The sequence below is a fragment of the Streptomyces sp. BL1 genome (assembly GCF_057628045.1).
The window spans coordinates 3,877,009-3,892,623 of record NZ_JBXYWZ010000002.1; the positions used below are offsets into that span (position 1 = coordinate 3,877,009).

Here is a 15,615-nt window from a genome sequence, read left to right on the forward strand (position 1 = left end):
TCCCGAAGTATCCGGATGCGGAACCCTCGTTACGCAGGAGTAACGAGGTCATCCCCCGGAAGCCTGCCACCGACCGCTCGGTATGTCACGGGTTCCGGCCGGGCCGGATCAGGCCGCCACGGCCTGCTCCTCCTCGCCGCGGACCCCCGAGACCAGATCGGGGTCGTCCCGGAGTTTCACCAGCGCCCGCGACACGGCGCTCTTCACCGTACCCACGGAGACGCCGAGCAACTCGGCCGTCTGCACCTCGCTGAGGTCCTCGTAGTACCGCAGGACGACCATCGCCCGCTGCCGCGCGGGCAGTTTGCACACGGCACGCCACATCGCGTCGCGCACCGCCTGCTGTTCGGCCGGGTCGGGCCCCGGAACCGGCGCGGGCTCCGGGAGTTCGTCGACGGCGAACTCGTCCAGCCGGCGCTTGCGCCACTGCGAGGTACGGGTGTTCAGCAGCGCCCTGCGCACATAGCCGTCCAGCGCACGGTGGTCGGCGATGCGCTCCCACGCCAGGTAGGTCTTGGCGAGCGCGGTCTGGAGCAGGTCCTCCGCGTCGCTCGGATTGGCGGTGAGCGAGCGGGCGGTACGCAGCAGCACCGGCCCGCGCGCCCGCACGTACGACGTGAACGTCAGCGGTGTGACGTCGAGCGTCGAAGAGATGGTCCGGCCGGTCCGAACAGTCCCAGGCGTGGTCATGGTTCAAAGCTAGAAGCGGCAGCCCCCGCGGGGATCGCCCACAAGTCCCGAAGCCGCCTCCGTCTGAGGGCGGAGAGGTGGTGCCCGCTACACCTCCTGAAGGTGTAGGGCGTACGCCGCCGGACTCAGGGTGACTCAGGGAGTCCCCCGAGAGGGACCCGCCCGGAACAGCGTCACCCCGAGCCCTTCGCCCGGCGCGTGGCGGTCACATGATGGCGACCGGCGCGTCCACCTTGTTGCGGTCGATCTGCAGCTTGTGGCCGCCGTACGACTTCTGGACGTTGCCCTGGTACTGGTGGATGCGGCGGTGCGGCTGCCATCCGGAGGCGTGCAGTGCCCGCTCGTTGTGCAGCGACGGCTTGGTGTGCCAGCGCGCGAACCAGATCGCCCGGGGGAGGTTGGGGCGCCCCTGCTTGCGGGCCTGTTCCATGTGCCGGACGCCGGAGTCGGCGCTGCTGTAGAACGTGGGCAGATAGCCGAGCTTGCGGACCGTACGGTTCCAGCCCTGGACGAAGCGGAGCGTCGTCTTCGCGCAGCCCGCCTTCTTCCACTTGTACGCCTCCATATCGAGGTACAGCGCGCTGTTCGCGCGCATCCCGAGCGCCTTGGCCCGGCGTACCGCGTCCCGGCCCTCGCGGGCACCCTGGGCGACGGGGTGCTTCTTGCTCATCCGTACGTCGCGCTTGTTCTTCGCGCCGACGCAGGGGGACTGCGAGCCGACGTACACGGGCAGCACACGCCAGCCCATCCTGTGGACGCTGCGCATCCAGTCGCCGCTGAGGTTCTTCTGCGAGCAGGCTCTGCCGCGGCCGCCGAAGTAGACGCCGACGGCGCCGAACGGGGAGGCCTTCTTCCAGGCGCGCATGGCGGACAGCGACGGGGCCTTGCAGGCGTCGAAGGCCGAACCGCGGTAGATCTTCGCCCCGATGGTGCGCGGATCGCCGCTGGTCTCGGTCACGCCGCCGGCGGCGTGCCGGGCCTGCTGCGTGGGGTGGGTGGGCCGGTCGGGGGCCGCCGAGGCGGCCGGGAGGACTCCGGTGCACAGGGTGGCGAGGGCCGCCAACAGGGCGACAATCCCTCGCATGATGTGACTTTTCAGGCGCATGGGGCGAGTGAAGAAGATCCGCGCCGCAAGGTGTCCGCACCACGCCCCGTGTCCCCCGCGGATTCAGCCGTATGGCAGAGCGGCCCCCGCACCCGTACCCGCCCCGGCCGCGCCCGTACGCCGGGGCCGCGCGCCGCCGCGCCGGTCAGTCCCGGGTGAGGACCAGCCCCGAAGTCGGCACCCCCGTACCGGCGGTGACCAGCACGTTCGCCGCGTCGGGCCGCTGGTTGACCGAGGTGCCGCGCACCTGCCGTACGCCCTCCGCGATGCCGTTCATGCCGTGCAGATAGGCCTCGCCGAGCTGCCCGCCGTGCGTGTTCAGCGGCAGCGCGTCCGCCGCCGTGAAGTCCGCGGCCTCGCCCCGCCCGCAGAACCCGAACTCCTCCAGCTGCATCAGCACGAACGGAGTGAAGTGGTCGTACAGGATGCCCACATCGATGTCCTCCGGGCCGAGCCCGCTGCCCGCCCACAGCTGGCGCGCCACCACCGCCATCTCCGGGAGCCCGGTCAGTCCGTCCCGGTAGAAGCTGGTCATCTGCTCCTGGCCGCGCCCGGCGCCCTGCGCCGCGGCGGCCACGACCGCCGGCGGATGCCGCAGGTCGCGGGCCCGTTCCGCCGAGGTGACGACGATCGCCTGCCCGCCGTCGGTCTCCTGACAGCAGTCGAGCAGCCGCAGCGGCTCCACGATCCAGTGGGACGCCGCGTGCTCGGCGAGCGTGATCGGCTTGCCGTGGAAGTACGCGTACGGGTTCGCCGCCGCGTGCCGCCGGGCCGTCACCGCCGCGTGCCCGAAGGCGTCCGGGGTCAGCCCGTACGTGTGCAGATAGCGCTGCGCCGCCATCGCCACCCACGACGCGGGGGTCAGCAGCCCGAACGGCAGCGCCCAGCCGAGCGCGGCACCCTCCGCCGACGGCTCCCGCTGCTGTACGCCGGAGCCGAACCTGCGGCCCGAGCGCTCGTTGAACGCGCGGTAGCAGACGACCACTTCGGCCACCCCGGACGCCACCGCCAGCGCCGCCTGCTGCACGGTGGCGCAGGCCGCGCCGCCGCCGTAGTGCACCCGCGAGAAGAACGTCAGCTCGCCGATGCCGGCCGCCTGCGCGACGGTGATCTCCGGGCTGGTGTCCATGGTGAAACTGACCATGCCGTCGACGTCGCCCGGCGCGAGCCCCGCGTCGTCCAGCGCGGCGCGCACCGCCTCGACGGCGAGCTTCAGTTCGCTGCGCCCGGAGTCCTTGGAGAACTCCGTGGCGCCGATCCCCGCGATCGCGGCGCTGCCGCCCAGCGCGTCGGGTGCGTGCAGACTCATCGCTCGACCACCACCGTGCCGCTCACATGCGTACCGAGGCCGTTCCTGCCGACGACCGCGACCTCCGTACGGACGGTGCCGCCGGTCTCCTGGTCTGCCGTGTCCGGGTCTGCCGTGTCCGGGATGGCCGCTGCTTCCGGCGTGCTCGTTGCTTGGGGCGTGACCGCTGTGACGGTGCCCGTCAACGCGAGCTCGTCGCCCGGGTAGTTGGGGGCGCCCAGCCGGATGGCCACCTTCACCAGGCGCGCGCCGGGTCCGGCCCAGCCGAGCACGTAGCGGCCGACCAGGCCGTTCGTGGTCAGAATGTTCATGAAGACGTCCGGAGACCCCTTCTCCCTGGCGGCCTCCGCGTCGTGGTGCACATCCTGGAAGTCGCGCGAGGCAACGGCGCCCGAGACGACGAGAGTTCGGGTCACGGGGATGCGCAGCGGCGGCAGTTCGTCGCCCACCCCGGCCCTGTCCTCGCCGTGCCGCGTGGGCACGCTGTGCTGCGTCACCGGCCGGCCTCCTCCGTCTCGGCGGACACTGTCCCGGCGGACACGTCACCGCGGAACACGGGCAGCACCAACTCCTCGTCCACATCCAGGAATTCGAGCTCGACCGGCATGCCGATGCGCACCTTGTCGTGCGGCACCCCGGTGATGTCGGAGATCATCCGCACCCCCTCCGTCAGCTCGACGAGCGCCACGGCGTACGGCGGGTCGAAGGCCGGGAAGGGCGGATGGTGCATCACCACGTACGAATAGACCGTGCCCCGCCCCGAGGCCCGTACGGTCGACCACTCCGCCGAACCGCACGCGTTGCAGCCCGGCAGCCAGGGGAAACGCAGCGACGCGCACGAGTCGCAGCACTGGATCAGCAGCTCGCGCGCCGCGACGCCCTCCCAGAAACCGGCGTTGTCCCGGTTCACCACGGGCCGCGGCCTGCGCGGCTTCCCGGCATCCGCTGACTTACCGGGCGCCGCCGCCTTGCCGGGCGCTGCTTTCCCCGACGCCGCCGCCTTGCCGGGCGTCTCCCCGGCGGGCTTTGCGCGGGCCGCCGGGGCGTACTTGAGAATCCGGAAGCGGTGCGTGCCCGCGAGTTCGCCGCCGGCCCGGACGTCCATCCGGGTCGTCACGAAGTGGCCCGTACCGAGCTGCGTCGTCTTGCGCGGCGACACCGACTCGATCACCGCGTCGAAGGTGACGCGGTCGCCCGGCCGCAGCGGACGCAGATACTCCTGCTCGCAGTCGGTCGCCACCACCGCGGTACAGCCCGACTCGTCGAGCGCGCCGAGGAGTTCGTCGTACGCGGCGGACCGCCCGGACCCGTCGGGATGCCCTTCGAGTCCGCCCATCGTCCACACCTGGAGCATCGTCTCCGGAGCCGATCCGTCGGGCGGCACGGGATGCCCCAGCGCCTCGCACCAGTGCCGGATCATCGGCTCGTTGACGGGGTCCTTGCCCTCGCAGGCGACCGCGGCCGGCCGCCCCTCGTATCCGCGCAGTCGCTCGTACAGCCGGTCGTCCACGCCGCCCCTCCGCATCCCGGACCAGAGTGATCTGACTGTCCGTCAGATATCCGCACGGTGTCAAGACGCCTGCCGCCGGGGCCGCTTGGCCGGCGCCGTACACGACCGCCCGGCACACAGGTCGCCCCGCAGGCCGCCCCACACGCAGGCGGCCGCGCGCCCGCTTCCGGGAGGTACGAGGTACCCACCCGGAGCGGACGCGCGGCCGTGACCCTGCCCCTGAACGCGCCCGGCTCTTCGAGCCGCAGTTCAGCCCCGGTGCCTCACCAGAGCTGAGTGAAGCTGACGGTGTTGTTGACGCTCTCGTTCGACTGGTCGATGACGTTGCCGTCGCCGTTCACATTGGCGTTGTTCGCCTGATTGGTGTTGGCCCCGTCGCCTGCCGCCCCCTGTTCACTGACGGTCGAGTTCGATCCGTTGCCCGCGAAGGACCCGTTGTCCGCGTGGGCCACGCCGCTCATCAGCGCGAAGGCCAGCGGGACGGAAGCTGCGGCGGCCATGACGCGGGCGGTGCGGATGCGTGCCATGTTCATTCCTCCGGAACGGTAACTCCTGTGTGGTGCAAGGCAGTTGGCCAACCGCCTCACCTGCTGACGACGTCGCGGAATCAGAGTTGCCCATCGAATCCCCTGCGAACCAGGGGGAACGTGCTGTTTCGCTCGCACGCGTGACGATGTGTCGATAAACCCCCTTCACCACCACGGAGTCCCAGTTCAGCGCGGCAGGACCGGGCCGATACCGGCACAACCCGGGCGCCCCAAGGGAGGAATCGTTACGCCCGCTTTTCCGGCGATCCGCGACACGCCGTATGAGCCACCAGCGCGCCACCCCGCACCACCCCCGACCGCTTCCGGTGGTCGAACTTCCGTACGACTATGGGGAGATGGGCATTCGCGTACTGGACCACGCCCTCGCCGCCGCCGCGCGTGGCCTCGCCGTCTTTCCCCTGACCCGTGCCAAGCACCCGGCGATCCGCTCGCCGCACCGCCCGGGCGACAGCCCCTGCCAGGGCGAATGCGGACTGCCCGGACACGGCGTGCACGACGCCGGCACCGATCCGGCCACCGTGCGCGCGCTGTTCGCCGCCGCGCCCTGGGCCACCGGCTACGGCATCGCCTGCGGCTTCCCGCCGCTCCATCTGATCGGCCTCGACCTGGACGTCAAGCACGGCACCGACGCGCCCGCCGCGCTGGAACACCTCGCCGAGGCGCACGGGTTCGCCGTCCCAGACACCGTCACCGTGCTCACCCCGAGCGGCGGACGGCACCTGTGGCTGAGCGGCCCGCGGCAGCCGCACATCCCCAACTCCGCGGGACGACTGGCCCCCGGCATCGACGTACGCGGCTCCGGCGGCTACCTGGTCGGGCCCGGCTCGGCCAGTGTGTACGGCGTGTACCGGCTGGCCCCGGGCACCGCCGACCGCGGGCCCGCGCCCGTACCGCCGGAGCTGTTGCGGCTGCTGACACCCCCGCCCCGTCCGGCGCACTCCGCGCTCCGCACCGACGGGGACGGCACCGCGCTGGTGCAGTTCGTACGACGGGCGGGGCCGGGGCAGCGCAACGTCCGGCTGTTCTGGGCGGCCTGCCGCGCGTACGAGACGGGGCACGGCGAGTCGCTCGCGGACGCGCTCACCGAGGCCGCCGTCGGCACCGGCCTCTCCGAACGGGAGGCCCGCGCCACCCTCACCTCCGCGGCCCGGCGCACCGCCCACACCGGCCCGCCCCCGGACGGGCCGCGCGGCACACCGGACGACGGTCCGGACGGGAGACCGGGCCAGGGCCCGTACGGGAGCCCGGATCAGGACCCGGGCGGCGGACGGGATCCGGGGACGAACGGCGGACCGTCCCGAAGGCCCGCGGGTGGGCGCGTCAACGACCCACGGGAGGTGTGGCGTTGACGGACTGCTCGGCCTGCGCGAGCCGCGTGCGTACGTCCTCCAGCGCGCCCTGCTGCCGCCCGGGCGCCCACTCCCGCAGCTCGGCCAGCCGCTGCCCGAACCGCACCGTCTCCTGCGGGTCCTCCAGCCGCTGCCAGCAGTGATGGGCCCGGTCGACGGCCCCGAACACCTCGTCGGCGCCCGGGTCCTGGCCCGTCTGCAGCCGGGTGCCGGCCGCGTGCAGCCACAGTTCGCAGGCCCGCCCGTCGTCCCCGGCACGGTGCGCGAGGTCGGCCCGCACCTCCGTCCAGTGGATCGCGTCGGCCGACCCGGGCCCGCCGGCCCGCAACGCCGCCGTCTCCCACGCGATGGCCACGGCCATCGCCTCCCCGTGCCGGCCCGCCTGTGCCGCCTCGCCGATGGCCTGGTGCGGATCCGGCTCCGCGTACGTGCCGGACGGCGGCGCGTGCGGTGCCCACCCGGGCGGCGGTCCCGGAGGCGCGTCGGGCATCGGCGGCACGACGCCCCCGCCGGGCAGCGCCGCACCCTCCGTCCCGGTCCGCGCGTACGCCTCTTCCTGCCCGGACACGCGCGCTTCTCCCGACGGCGCGCCCTGCCCGTACGTGGGGACCTGCCCGTACGCGGGGCCCTGCCCCGGCACGGGCGCCGGCCCGAAGCCGACCCCGTACCCCCCGTGGGTCTGGCCAGACGTTTCTTCACGCCCGGCCGAGGGCGCGGCCGCGTCCCGTAGGGGAGGCCCCGGAACGGGGCCGCCGCCGAGGTACACCTCGCGCCCCGTCACTCCCGCGTCCCGCGCCGCCTGTTGGTGGAGCTCCCGCAGCGGCGGCCGCTCCGGCGCGGCACGCAGCAGCGCGGCGAGGGAACGGCTGTAGAGGGGAGCACGCGTCTGGCGCTTCGCGGGAGGAGGTGTCAAGCATCCGTACGCCTCGACACTCCCGACGAGCCGGTGCCGGTGCACCCCCTCGTCCGCGACGAGGTCGGCCACCAGCGTCGTCGACCCGGGCGGCCGGCCGGCGAGCTCGGCCTCCAGCCAGTGCCACGGCAGCCCGGTGTACCGCACCGACCGCGGTGTCGACTTGGCCAGCGCCAGATGCGGAAGCCGCTGCCGCGAGTCGAGCATCAGATGCCCCGCGACATAGAGCAGAAGCGGCCCGCGGTGCGCCGCCGCGGTCCTCAACTGCGCGAGTACGACGTGCGGATCGCCCGGATCCGCGAGCTGTACGACGGAGCCGTGCGCCGTACCCAGCAGCACCGCCGGCGGTGTCGCGGCGAGCCCCGGCAACGCCTCGGTCGCGGCCATGACGGGATGCGCCCCCGCCGGAGTCGCCGCCACCAGCAGCGCATACCCCTGCTCCCGCGCCTCGTCCACCCCTTCACTCCCCATGCCAGCACCGTAACCGCTCCCCCGCGGTACGGGCGCCGCGTCCCGTTCCGCGGGCCCGTGTGCTCCATCCGAGTGGCATTGATCTGAAGAACTGCGAATCGGAGTGTCGGTTCACGAATCTCTCGTATCCACCCACACCATGTGAAAGGTAATCAGATCGCTCCGACCGAAAAGTGAGGGAACGGCCATGGCAGCCACCCGGGTCAGGAACATGTGGACCGCGCTTCTCAGCGCACTCGTCGCGCTCTTCGCCGCGCTCGGCTTCGCCGGCCAGGCCTCGGCCACGCAGGCGCAGGTGCCGCACACGACGCAGGCCAAGGCCGCGGAACAGGAGGCGCCGGCCACCGCCCCGGCGGCCGCGTGGTCACCACGCCTGCCCGCCGGCTCCGCGCTTCCCCCGACGATGAAGCAGCGCATCGGCGCCGAGGCCCACGGTTCCTCCCCGGCCACCCGCTCCCTCACCCGGGACGCAACGGAAGCGGACCCCCTCACACCACCCTGACCCGGCTGCCACACAGCCACCGCACACACGAGAAGGGCGCCCCCACCGGGCGCCCTTCTCGTGTATCCGGCACCCCACGCGCATGACGCGCCGCACCGCACGTACGACACCGCGCGCAACGCCGTCCCGCCTGACGCCCCGTCACCAGGCGCCACCCGTACCACCTTTGAGCCGGAAAACACCGAAGGGCGCCTCCCGGGTCCCGGGGGCGCCCTTCACAAGTGCGGGCCTACGGCCGCGGCGGAGGCGGTGGGATTTGAACCCACGGAGACATCGCTGCCTCGACGGTTTTCAAGACCGTTCCCTTCGGCCGCTCGGGCACACCTCCCCGCGTCACCCTGGGGGTGACGCGGGGACAGCCTAGCTGTTGTGACGGAGTGTTCGTCACGGGTCCCGCTACTGGTCGCCCTTGCGCGCGCCGAGGGTGACGTCGGTCGTGTGCTGCTTGCCGTCACGCTCGTACGTGATCTTTACCTTGTCGCCCGGCTTGTGGGTCCAGATCGTGCCGATCAGGGTCGGGCCGCTGTCGATGCCGGTGTCGTCGAGCTTCGTGATGACGTCGCCCGGCTTGAGGCCCGCCTTGTCCGCGGGGCCGCCCGAGGTGACCGGCTCGCTGCCGCCCTGGCCGGTCTGCGAGATGGTGGCGCCGCCGCCCTTCTCGTCCATGGTGACCGTGGCGCCGATCATCGGGTAGACCGGCGTACCGGTCTTGATGAGCTCCGTCGCCACCCGCTGGGCCTGGCTGACCGGGATGGCGAAGCCGAGGCCGATGCTGCCGGACTGCTGGGACTGGCCGAGGGTGTCGCCGCCGGCCGACTGGATCGCGGAGTTGACGCCGATGACCGCGCCCTGCGAGTTCAGCAGGGGGCCGCCGGAGTTGCCCGGGTTGATCGAGGCGTCCGTCTGCAGCGCGTTCATGTACGAGGCGCTGGCGCCCTGTCCGTCGCTGGAGGCCACGGGGCGGTTCTTCGCGCTGACGATCCCGGTCGTGACCGTGCCGGACAGGCCGTACGGCGCGCCGATCGCGATGGTGGAGTCGCCGACCTGGACGCTGTCGGAGCTGCCGAGCGGCAGCGGTTCGAGCTTCCGGTCGTCGGCGTTCTTCAGCTTCACGACGGCGATGTCGTAGCCCTGGGCCTTGCCCAGCACCTCGGCCTCGTACTTCTTGCCGTCCGAGAAGGTGGCCGTCAGCTTGCCGCCGTCCGCGGCGCCGGCGACGACGTGGTTGTTGGTGAGGATGTGGCCCTGCTTGTCGTAGACGAAGCCGGTGCCCGTCCCCTCCTCGCTGCTGCCGCCGCTCTTGATCGTGACCACGCTGGGCAGCGCCTTGGACGCTATGCCCGAAACGGACTTGGGGGAGCGGTTGAGCTCCTTGGGGTCGGCGCTGGAGGACACCGTCGTGGTGCCGGAGTCGCCGCGCTCGGCGGCGAAGAAGCCGATGCCGCCGCCGACGATGCCCGCGATCAGGGCCACCGCGACCGCGCCGGCGATCAGCCCGCCGCGCCGGCGGCCGCCGTTCGGCGGCGGGGGCGGGCCGACGGGCGGCGCCGCCCACGGGTTGTACGGACCACCGGGTCCGCCCGGCTCGCCCGGCTCTCCCGGGCCTGCGGGGCCGGATCCGAACGCGCCCCACTGCGCGGTGTCGCCCGGCTGACCGGACGGCCCCGGCTGTGCGGGCTGGTACGGCGGCGGGGGAGGAGCGTCCGGGCCCGGCTCCTTGCGCATGTCCGGCTGTGGGCTCGTCGTCTTCTCGTCCGTCGCACCGGCGTCCGGCACCGCAGGGGACGTGGGTGCCTCCTGTGTCGCCGGTGTGGCGGCAGCGCCCTCGTTCTCGGTGCTCACAACTCTCTCCTCAGGTACACGACACGGCAGGGACCGACGTTACGTATTCGGGTTTGCGTACACAGCCTTCCCCATGACCTGTCAGACGGGCGTAAACCGCCGCGCGCCCATGGACCGCCATCCTTTATGCCGCACAGAACAGCCGCACCCGCAGCGGCCCACAGAGCATCCATCCGGGTCCCGGTGGCACGATAACCCGGTGAGCTATGAGATCCGCGCCGGGTCACGCACGACTCCCGCCCGCAGGGTGTCCGTCATCGCGCACCGCGGGGCCTCGCAGGACGCGCCCGAACACACCCTCAGCGCCTACCGGAAGGCGATCGAGGACGGAGCCGACACCCTCGAATGCGATGTGCGGCTCACCGCGGACGGCCATCTCGTCTGCGTCCACGACCGCAGGGTCGACCGGACATCCAACGGGCACGGGGCCGTATCGGCGCTGGAGCTCGCCGAGTTGGCGGCGCTGGACTTCGGCTCGTGGAAGGAGTGGCCCGACGCCGACCCGTACGAGTCGCCCGACCTGGAACACGACGCGGCCGGCCCCGGCGATCCCGAACGGACCTCCGTGCTCACGCTGGAGCGGCTGCTGCGGCTCGTGTCCGAGGCGCCGCGCCCCGTCGGGCTCGCCATCGAGACCAAGCATCCGACGCGCTGGGCGGGGCAGGTCGAATACCGGCTGCTGGAACTGCTGCACAAGTACGAGCTGCCGTCGGCCCGTACGCCCGTGCAGATCATGAGTTTCTCCGCACGGTCGCTGCGCCGGGTGCAGATGGCGGCACCCGACCTGCCGACCGTCTTTCTCATGCAACTCCTGCTGCCCCGGCACCGGGAGGGGCGGCTGCCGCCCGGCGTGCGCGTCGCCGGGCCGAGCGTCCGGCTGCTGCGCGCCCACCCCGAGTACGTCGCACACGCGCACCGCAACGGGCACGAAGTGCACGTGTGGACCGTGGACAAGCAGCGCGACCTCGACATGTGCCTGCGGCTCGGGGTGGACGCGGTCATCACGAACCGGCCGCAGTGGGTCCGGGACCAGCTCGGCTGAGCGGCCTGCGCGACGCCGCGTGCAGCCGACGCCGTACGGAATACGGGCCACTTGACAACGCTGCCCGAATTCACCCGTTTTCACGGGCATTTCGCGGGGCCGGATGCTGCCCTTGCGTACGCCACATACCTGGGGTGCACCGGCGCATTCGCCGCGCAGCCGAACGTTGCGAATGCGTCAAGAGACCGTGGACGGCCGGTTTCCCTCTCTCGCCCCTGGGGCATTCATCCCCTGGCGTGGGGCAAAGGAGGTCTCGGGGGTGGCGTGGGTGGTGGCACAGGAGGTGCCTTCTTCGTCTGCCATGGCCGTGCCTCATGGTCCGGCAGGTGTGGGGGCGGCACGGCGCAGGGTCCGCGAGGAACTGCGCGCGGCGGGCGCGGCGGAGACAGTGGTCGACGACGCGGTTCTGATCCTTTCCGAACTTCTCAGCAACTCGTGCAGGCATGCCCGGCCGTTGAGCGCGGACCGGTGCATACGAGCCGCGTGGCGGCGCAACTCCCGCGGTGAGCTGACCATCTCGGTCACCGACGGCGGTGGTCCGACCCGGCCGCTTCCGGCCACGCCCTCGGTCTCGGCGCGCGGCGGCAGAGGCCTCGCCATCATCACGGCGCTGGCCCGCGACTGGGGAGTCGACGAAGAGGTGCGCGAGTTCGCCGGAGGGGCCGGCAACGGTCCGGACGCCGGTGAGGAGTCCAAGGGCGTCACCGTGTGGGCGGTCCTCGCCCCCGCGGAGGGGCACTCCGAGGGCGACGTCCGGGTCAACGGCGCGGGCCGGTCCAACGGCCGCGTCAACGGCCGGGTCAACGGCAGCCGTACGGCCGGGGCGGCCGGCGCGGGGCTGTCCTTCGACATGGCGACGGTCGAGGACCTGGACCTCCGGTAGGGCGTATCCCCGGCGCGGACACGGGTGTTCGACGGCGCGCGGCTCATGGTGCGTTCGGCACCGGTACGGGACCCCGCAACGGCTACGCTCGCGGCGACACGTCCGTAACCGCAGAGGGCAACTCGCCACGCACACCTGGAGTACCGCACGCCATGGCCAAGAAGCGCCGTCCCCAGACCAAGGCCGCCGCAGCACCGACCGCCGACGGCGAGGTGCCCGTCGTCGGCGCGCGTGAGCCCTGCCCGTGCGGGTCGGGCCGCCGCTACAAGGCCTGTCACGGCCGTGCCGCCGCGCAGGCCGTCACCGAGCTGGTGCACCGCCCCTTCGAGGGCCTGGCCGGCGAGGCCGACTGGATCGCCCTGCGCGAGCTGGTGCCCGCCGCGACCGCGCGGCTCACCCTCAAGGACGGACTGCCCGAGGGCGTGCCGTCGGTGACGCTCGCGACCGTGCTGCCGATGGCCTGGCCCGCGCTGCGCAGGGACACCGGCGAGGTGCTGCTGGGCCTGCAGAACGACACTCCTTCCGGTGACATCAGCCGGGACCTCGCGCACACGCTGCTGCGCGCCCTGGAGACCGAGCCGGGCAACCCGGTGGACGCCGGCCGGCCCGACCCCGACGGGCCGCGGCTGCAGGACGTGCTGGACCCGGCGGCGCCGCTGGAGCCGGAGGTGCACAGCGGCTTCGAGTTCTGGCTGGAGGACGCGGAGCAGGCCGCGGGAGAGGTCGCGGCCTCGCTGGAGCGAGCGAATTCAGCCGCGATTCCGACAGCGCGGCTCACAGGCGTACCGGGTGCGTACTGGTGCGAGACACCGGAGAAGAACCATCTGCGCTGGGTGATGGACCACCCCGAGGAGAAGCTGCTCGATGCCCTCGCGCGGCTGCATGCGTCCGGGGGCTCGTCGTTGGGCGAAGGGACCCGGCTGGTCGGCTCGTTCCGCGCGCACGGACTGACCGTACCGGTGTGGGACCTGCCCACTGACATGGGCGCCGAGCAGTGCGAAAAGCCCGCTACCGGGTTCGCGGAACGGCTCACCGAGGCCCTTTCGGCCAGTGCGCCGCTCACTGCCGACGAGCGCAGGGCCCGCAGTGGCCTCACCAATCGACAGGTGACACTCAGCTGACAGGGAACGGCGGATTCCGCAACGTCCGCAAGGGGATTCCGTGCCCGTGACTCGCGTCACACGGAGCCCTCAACTGGGCGTATTCACAGGTGAATCGGCGTCCGGATCTGGGCGATCGAATTTGCGAACCGCCGATCTCTTGTTACCTTTCTAAGTGCCCGGTCGCTGGTGCATCCCCCGTCGCCAGCGACCGGGCTCTTCTTTTGCCCGGACGCGGACGGCACGCCCCCTCCGGAGCCCAACTCCCTCACTGCGTACGCGGCTTGGGGATGCTCCCGGAGCGCAGCAGCATCCGCTCCCGCTCCGCGTCCGCGATCTCCAGCACCGCCGAATAACGCGCGTGCCCGCCGACGGTCCGCTGCCGCGGTGTCTCACAGGTGGCCGGCTCGTCGACAGCGGGCAGTTCACAGTGCGTCTGGAGCGTACGGCCGTCGGGCCGCATCAGCGTGAGTGCCCCGTGCAGCGGCGCGTTGGCGGCGTTCCGGTAGTACGAGCGGGCCCAGGTCCTGCCGTTGCCGCTGAGGACGCAGGTCTGCGCCTGCACCCCGTCCGGGGCGGCGAGTTCGGGACCGCAGGACGTCACGGGGCGGCCGTCGCCCGCGTCCTCGCCGGGCAGCCCGGAGACGTCGAACTGGGACAGCAGCGACTCCTGCCGGCCGTCCTCGCGCTCCTTCCGCGCACCCGCCTCCCGCTGCTCCACGCGCTCTTGGGAGGGCGCGGGGGCCGCGATGACGGGTTCGGACGTCGACGGCGAGGGAGAGGGCAGCGCGGAGCGGCCGACGGAGCCGCCCGACGAGGGAGAGGGCCCCGCCACCGCGACGGCGAGCGGCAGGGCCACGGCGAGCGCGACAGTGCTCGCGAGGGCGATCGGCCGGAGGCGCGACCCGGGTGCGGAAGCGGACGTGGGCTGCTGCGGCTGGTGCATGACGGGACCCACCTGCAACTCGCTGGGACGGAGGGGGAGGACGGTGCCTCGTGCGGCGAACCTATCGGGCTCACCGCCCCGTTACCCCGCACCCACCGCCCGTTTCCCGGACAACTCCGGCAGCCTCTACCCGTACGAGTGATGCGGTCAGTACGTCAGGCTTCCCGGGTCGGGAGCCGTCGCGCTGGCCTCGACGAGGATGTCCAGCACGGTGTCCATCCGCGGCAGCCACGGCGTGCCGTCCGTGCCGCGCCCCGTCTCCGGCCGGCGCTCCCAGCGCACCTGCCCGGCGCCCGTCTGCGAGGGCGGCAGGGCGATGTACCCGCCGTCGCCGTGGAAGCGCAGCGAACTGGGCACCCAGTCATAGGTGTAGAGAAGATCGCCGAGCTCCTCGAGCTCGTACGGCTCGACCAGGAGCGAGAAACGCGTGGGCGTCGCGGCGACCGGGCCCGTACGGACACCGAGCCTGTCGAACTCGGCCAGCGCGCGGGCGCCGGCGATGGCGGGCAGGCTGAGCGCGCACGGCGCGCTGCCGCCCGTGGCCAGAATCAGCGGGGCCGACGGCCTGTTGGTCCACCACCAGCCCACCATCCGCGCGTCGGTGGTGGCGGCGAGCAGCACCGGCTCGAAGGGGTGCGCGCCGGGCACCACGCAGTCGGGATCCGGACAGGAACACGACGCCTCGACCGGACGTGGATCGGCCGAACCCTGACCGTCCCTGTTGACCTTCCGGGCCTGGCGTTTGGAGGGTGCGCGGCCGGCCGGCGCGTCGGGGGTGACCGACAGGGCCGCACCGGGGACGACGGGCCAGTGCCACTGTGTGGCACAGGTGAGCGCCGCTTCGCACAACGGGGATCGGCGGGGGGACCTCTTGGACCGGCGGGCCCAGAGGGCGCGTTGCCTTCCGAGGATCTCGCGCATATGCGCTCGTTCCTTTCCGTAAACGCCAAGGGATCGTCTCGTCAGAGATCGTCTGGCCCATCACACCACGTGGATCATTCATCACTGCGCGTGCAGATCAGCGCATCATGCCGCAGGCCGAGCGTGGAACATGGCGAAGGGTGGCGCGCGCATGGCGCTTGCTCTTGATGGTGCTGCCACCCGTGTGCTTGCTTGGTGCGTTCCGCAGTTACGGGGTGGGGCGAGTCCGCCTCATGAATGGACGCTGAGGCATCCCACCAGGTTCCGTACCCGCGACAGCCGCGCCAACGCCTCGGCCGCCACCTCGGGCATGCTGTTGCACGCGGGTTTGCGGAATGGCCCCAGTCGACAGCAACTCCGGCCGCCCGGGGAACATTTTGCGCCAAGTTTCCGTTACCCCGGCCTGGCCGCGTGTAGTCACGGCTGCATCGTCGACACCATTTGTCGCGCAAGAACGATGCTGGACATCGCGTCATCAGGGCGT

At 72.2% G+C, this 15,615-nt stretch carries 14 protein-coding genes, 1 tRNA gene and 1 pseudogene; 5 read left to right on the plus strand and 11 right to left on the minus strand.

Translation table 11 applies throughout. The features are described 5' to 3' along the window. Positions 1–108 precede the first annotated feature (108 nt). The 6 genes from AC3AGO_RS17105 to AC3AGO_RS17130 form a co-directional block, all read right to left on the minus strand. On the minus strand, positions 109–690 hold the full coding sequence (locus AC3AGO_RS17105; RefSeq protein WP_487821073.1) for a SigE family RNA polymerase sigma factor: 582 nt from the start codon (positions 688–690) through the stop codon (positions 109–111). Between the two features lie 205 nt (positions 691–895). Further along, positions 896–1,774: a DUF1906 domain-containing protein gene (locus AC3AGO_RS17110; RefSeq protein WP_487821074.1), complete on the minus strand. Its 879-nt coding sequence runs from the start codon at positions 1,772–1,774 to the stop codon at positions 896–898. Between the two features lie 166 nt (positions 1,775–1,940). Then, a complete protein-coding gene (locus AC3AGO_RS17115) occupies positions 1,941–3,104 on the minus strand; it encodes a lipid-transfer protein (RefSeq protein WP_487821075.1) in 1,164 nt (387 codons plus the stop codon). After that, positions 3,101–3,601 carry a MaoC/PaaZ C-terminal domain-containing protein gene (locus AC3AGO_RS17120; RefSeq protein ID WP_487821076.1) on the minus strand — a complete coding sequence of 167 codons (501 nt, stop codon included), beginning with the start codon at positions 3,599–3,601 and terminating at the stop codon, positions 3,101–3,103. Before AC3AGO_RS17120 ends, AC3AGO_RS17115 begins: the two co-directional genes overlap by 4 nt. Further along, positions 3,598–4,629 carry a bifunctional MaoC family dehydratase N-terminal/OB-fold nucleic acid binding domain-containing protein gene (locus AC3AGO_RS17125; protein ID WP_487821077.1) on the minus strand — a complete coding sequence of 344 codons (1,032 nt, stop codon included), beginning with the start codon at positions 4,627–4,629 and terminating at the stop codon, positions 3,598–3,600. Before AC3AGO_RS17125 ends, AC3AGO_RS17120 begins: the two co-directional genes overlap by 4 nt. Positions 4,630–4,877: 248 nt before the next feature. Beyond that, positions 4,878–5,141 carry a hypothetical protein gene (locus AC3AGO_RS17130; protein WP_487821078.1) on the minus strand — a complete coding sequence of 88 codons (264 nt, stop codon included), beginning with the start codon at positions 5,139–5,141 and terminating at the stop codon, positions 4,878–4,880. A 356-nt stretch (positions 5,142–5,497) separates the two neighbouring features. On the opposite strand from AC3AGO_RS17130, the pseudogene AC3AGO_RS17135 reads away from it, so the two are divergent. Continuing rightward, positions 5,498–6,325: pseudogene (locus AC3AGO_RS17135) on the plus strand (bifunctional DNA primase/polymerase); the annotation flags it as partial. Positions 6,326–6,482: 157 nt separating this feature from the next. Here the strand turns inward: AC3AGO_RS17135 and AC3AGO_RS17140 are convergent. Beyond that, a complete protein-coding gene (locus tag AC3AGO_RS17140) occupies positions 6,483–7,895 on the minus strand; it encodes a hypothetical protein (protein ID WP_487821079.1) in 1,413 nt (470 codons plus the stop codon). A 187-nt stretch (positions 7,896–8,082) separates the two neighbouring features. On the opposite strand from AC3AGO_RS17140, the gene AC3AGO_RS17145 reads away from it, so the two are divergent. Continuing rightward, positions 8,083–8,397, plus strand: coding sequence for a DUF6344 domain-containing protein (locus AC3AGO_RS17145; RefSeq protein ID WP_487821080.1), 315 nt, complete (start codon positions 8,083–8,085; stop codon positions 8,395–8,397). 241 nt (positions 8,398–8,638) lie between these two features. Here the strand turns inward: AC3AGO_RS17145 and AC3AGO_RS17150 are convergent. Together AC3AGO_RS17150 and AC3AGO_RS17155 are read right to left on the minus strand one after the other, a co-directional pair. After that, positions 8,639–8,725, minus strand: a tRNA-Ser gene (locus AC3AGO_RS17150). A 68-nt stretch (positions 8,726–8,793) separates the two neighbouring features. After that, positions 8,794–10,239 (minus strand): S1C family serine protease, encoded by a 1,446-nt coding sequence (locus AC3AGO_RS17155; protein ID WP_487821081.1) that lies wholly within the window; start codon positions 10,237–10,239, stop codon positions 8,794–8,796. A 199-nt stretch (positions 10,240–10,438) separates the two neighbouring features. On the opposite strand from AC3AGO_RS17155, the gene AC3AGO_RS17160 reads away from it, so the two are divergent. The 3 genes from AC3AGO_RS17160 (at position 10,439) to AC3AGO_RS17170 (ending at position 13,285) form a co-directional block, all read left to right on the plus strand. Next, positions 10,439–11,281 (plus strand): glycerophosphodiester phosphodiesterase family protein, encoded by an 843-nt coding sequence (locus tag AC3AGO_RS17160; RefSeq protein WP_487821082.1) that lies wholly within the window; start codon positions 10,439–10,441, stop codon positions 11,279–11,281. A gap of 172 nt (positions 11,282–11,453) precedes the next feature. Then, positions 11,454–12,164, plus strand: a complete 711-nt coding sequence (locus AC3AGO_RS17165; RefSeq protein WP_487821083.1) for an ATP-binding protein — start codon at positions 11,454–11,456, stop codon at positions 12,162–12,164. 152 nt (positions 12,165–12,316) lie between these two features. Continuing rightward, positions 12,317–13,285: a DUF5926 family protein gene (locus tag AC3AGO_RS17170; RefSeq protein WP_487821084.1), complete on the plus strand. Its 969-nt coding sequence runs from the start codon at positions 12,317–12,319 to the stop codon at positions 13,283–13,285. A 247-nt stretch (positions 13,286–13,532) separates the two neighbouring features. On the opposite strand, the gene AC3AGO_RS17175 is transcribed toward AC3AGO_RS17170, so the two are convergent. Next, positions 13,533–14,210 carry a hypothetical protein gene (locus tag AC3AGO_RS17175; protein ID WP_487821085.1) on the minus strand — a complete coding sequence of 226 codons (678 nt, stop codon included), beginning with the start codon at positions 14,208–14,210 and terminating at the stop codon, positions 13,533–13,535. A 147-nt stretch (positions 14,211–14,357) separates the two neighbouring features. Continuing rightward, the gene (locus AC3AGO_RS17180; protein WP_487821086.1) at positions 14,358–15,131 is read right to left on the minus strand and encodes a bifunctional DNA primase/polymerase; all 774 of its coding nucleotides are present in this window, start codon (positions 15,129–15,131) and stop codon (positions 14,358–14,360) included. Positions 15,132–15,615: the final 484 nt, after the last annotated feature.

What these genes read in the sequence shown, in the direction of transcription:
- AC3AGO_RS17105 (WP_487821073.1), bottom strand. Translation starts at nt 690, where the DNA reads ATGACCACGCCTGGGACTGTTCGGACCGGCCGGACCATCTCTTCGACG.
- AC3AGO_RS17110 (WP_487821074.1), bottom strand. Translation starts at nt 1,774, where the DNA reads ATGCGAGGGATTGTCGCCCTGTTGGCGGCCCTCGCCACCCTGTGCACC.
- AC3AGO_RS17115 (WP_487821075.1), bottom strand. Translation starts at nt 3,104, where the DNA reads ATGAGTCTGCACGCACCCGACGCGCTGGGCGGCAGCGCCGCGATCGCG.
- AC3AGO_RS17125 (WP_487821077.1), bottom strand. Translation starts at nt 4,629, where the DNA reads ATGCGGAGGGGCGGCGTGGACGACCGGCTGTACGAGCGACTGCGCGGA.
- AC3AGO_RS17130 (WP_487821078.1), bottom strand. Translation starts at nt 5,141, where the DNA reads ATGGCACGCATCCGCACCGCCCGCGTCATGGCCGCCGCAGCTTCCGTC.
- AC3AGO_RS17140 (WP_487821079.1), bottom strand. Translation starts at nt 7,895, where the DNA reads ATGGGGAGTGAAGGGGTGGACGAGGCGCGGGAGCAGGGGTATGCGCTG.
- AC3AGO_RS17145 (WP_487821080.1), top strand. Translation starts at nt 8,083, where the DNA reads ATGGCAGCCACCCGGGTCAGGAACATGTGGACCGCGCTTCTCAGCGCA.
- AC3AGO_RS17165 (WP_487821083.1), top strand. Translation starts at nt 11,454, where the DNA reads ATGCGTCAAGAGACCGTGGACGGCCGGTTTCCCTCTCTCGCCCCTGGG.
- AC3AGO_RS17170 (WP_487821084.1), top strand. Translation starts at nt 12,317, where the DNA reads ATGGCCAAGAAGCGCCGTCCCCAGACCAAGGCCGCCGCAGCACCGACC.
- AC3AGO_RS17175 (WP_487821085.1), bottom strand. Translation starts at nt 14,210, where the DNA reads ATGCACCAGCCGCAGCAGCCCACGTCCGCTTCCGCACCCGGGTCGCGC.
- AC3AGO_RS17180 (WP_487821086.1), bottom strand. Translation starts at nt 15,131, where the DNA reads ATGCGCGAGATCCTCGGAAGGCAACGCGCCCTCTGGGCCCGCCGGTCC.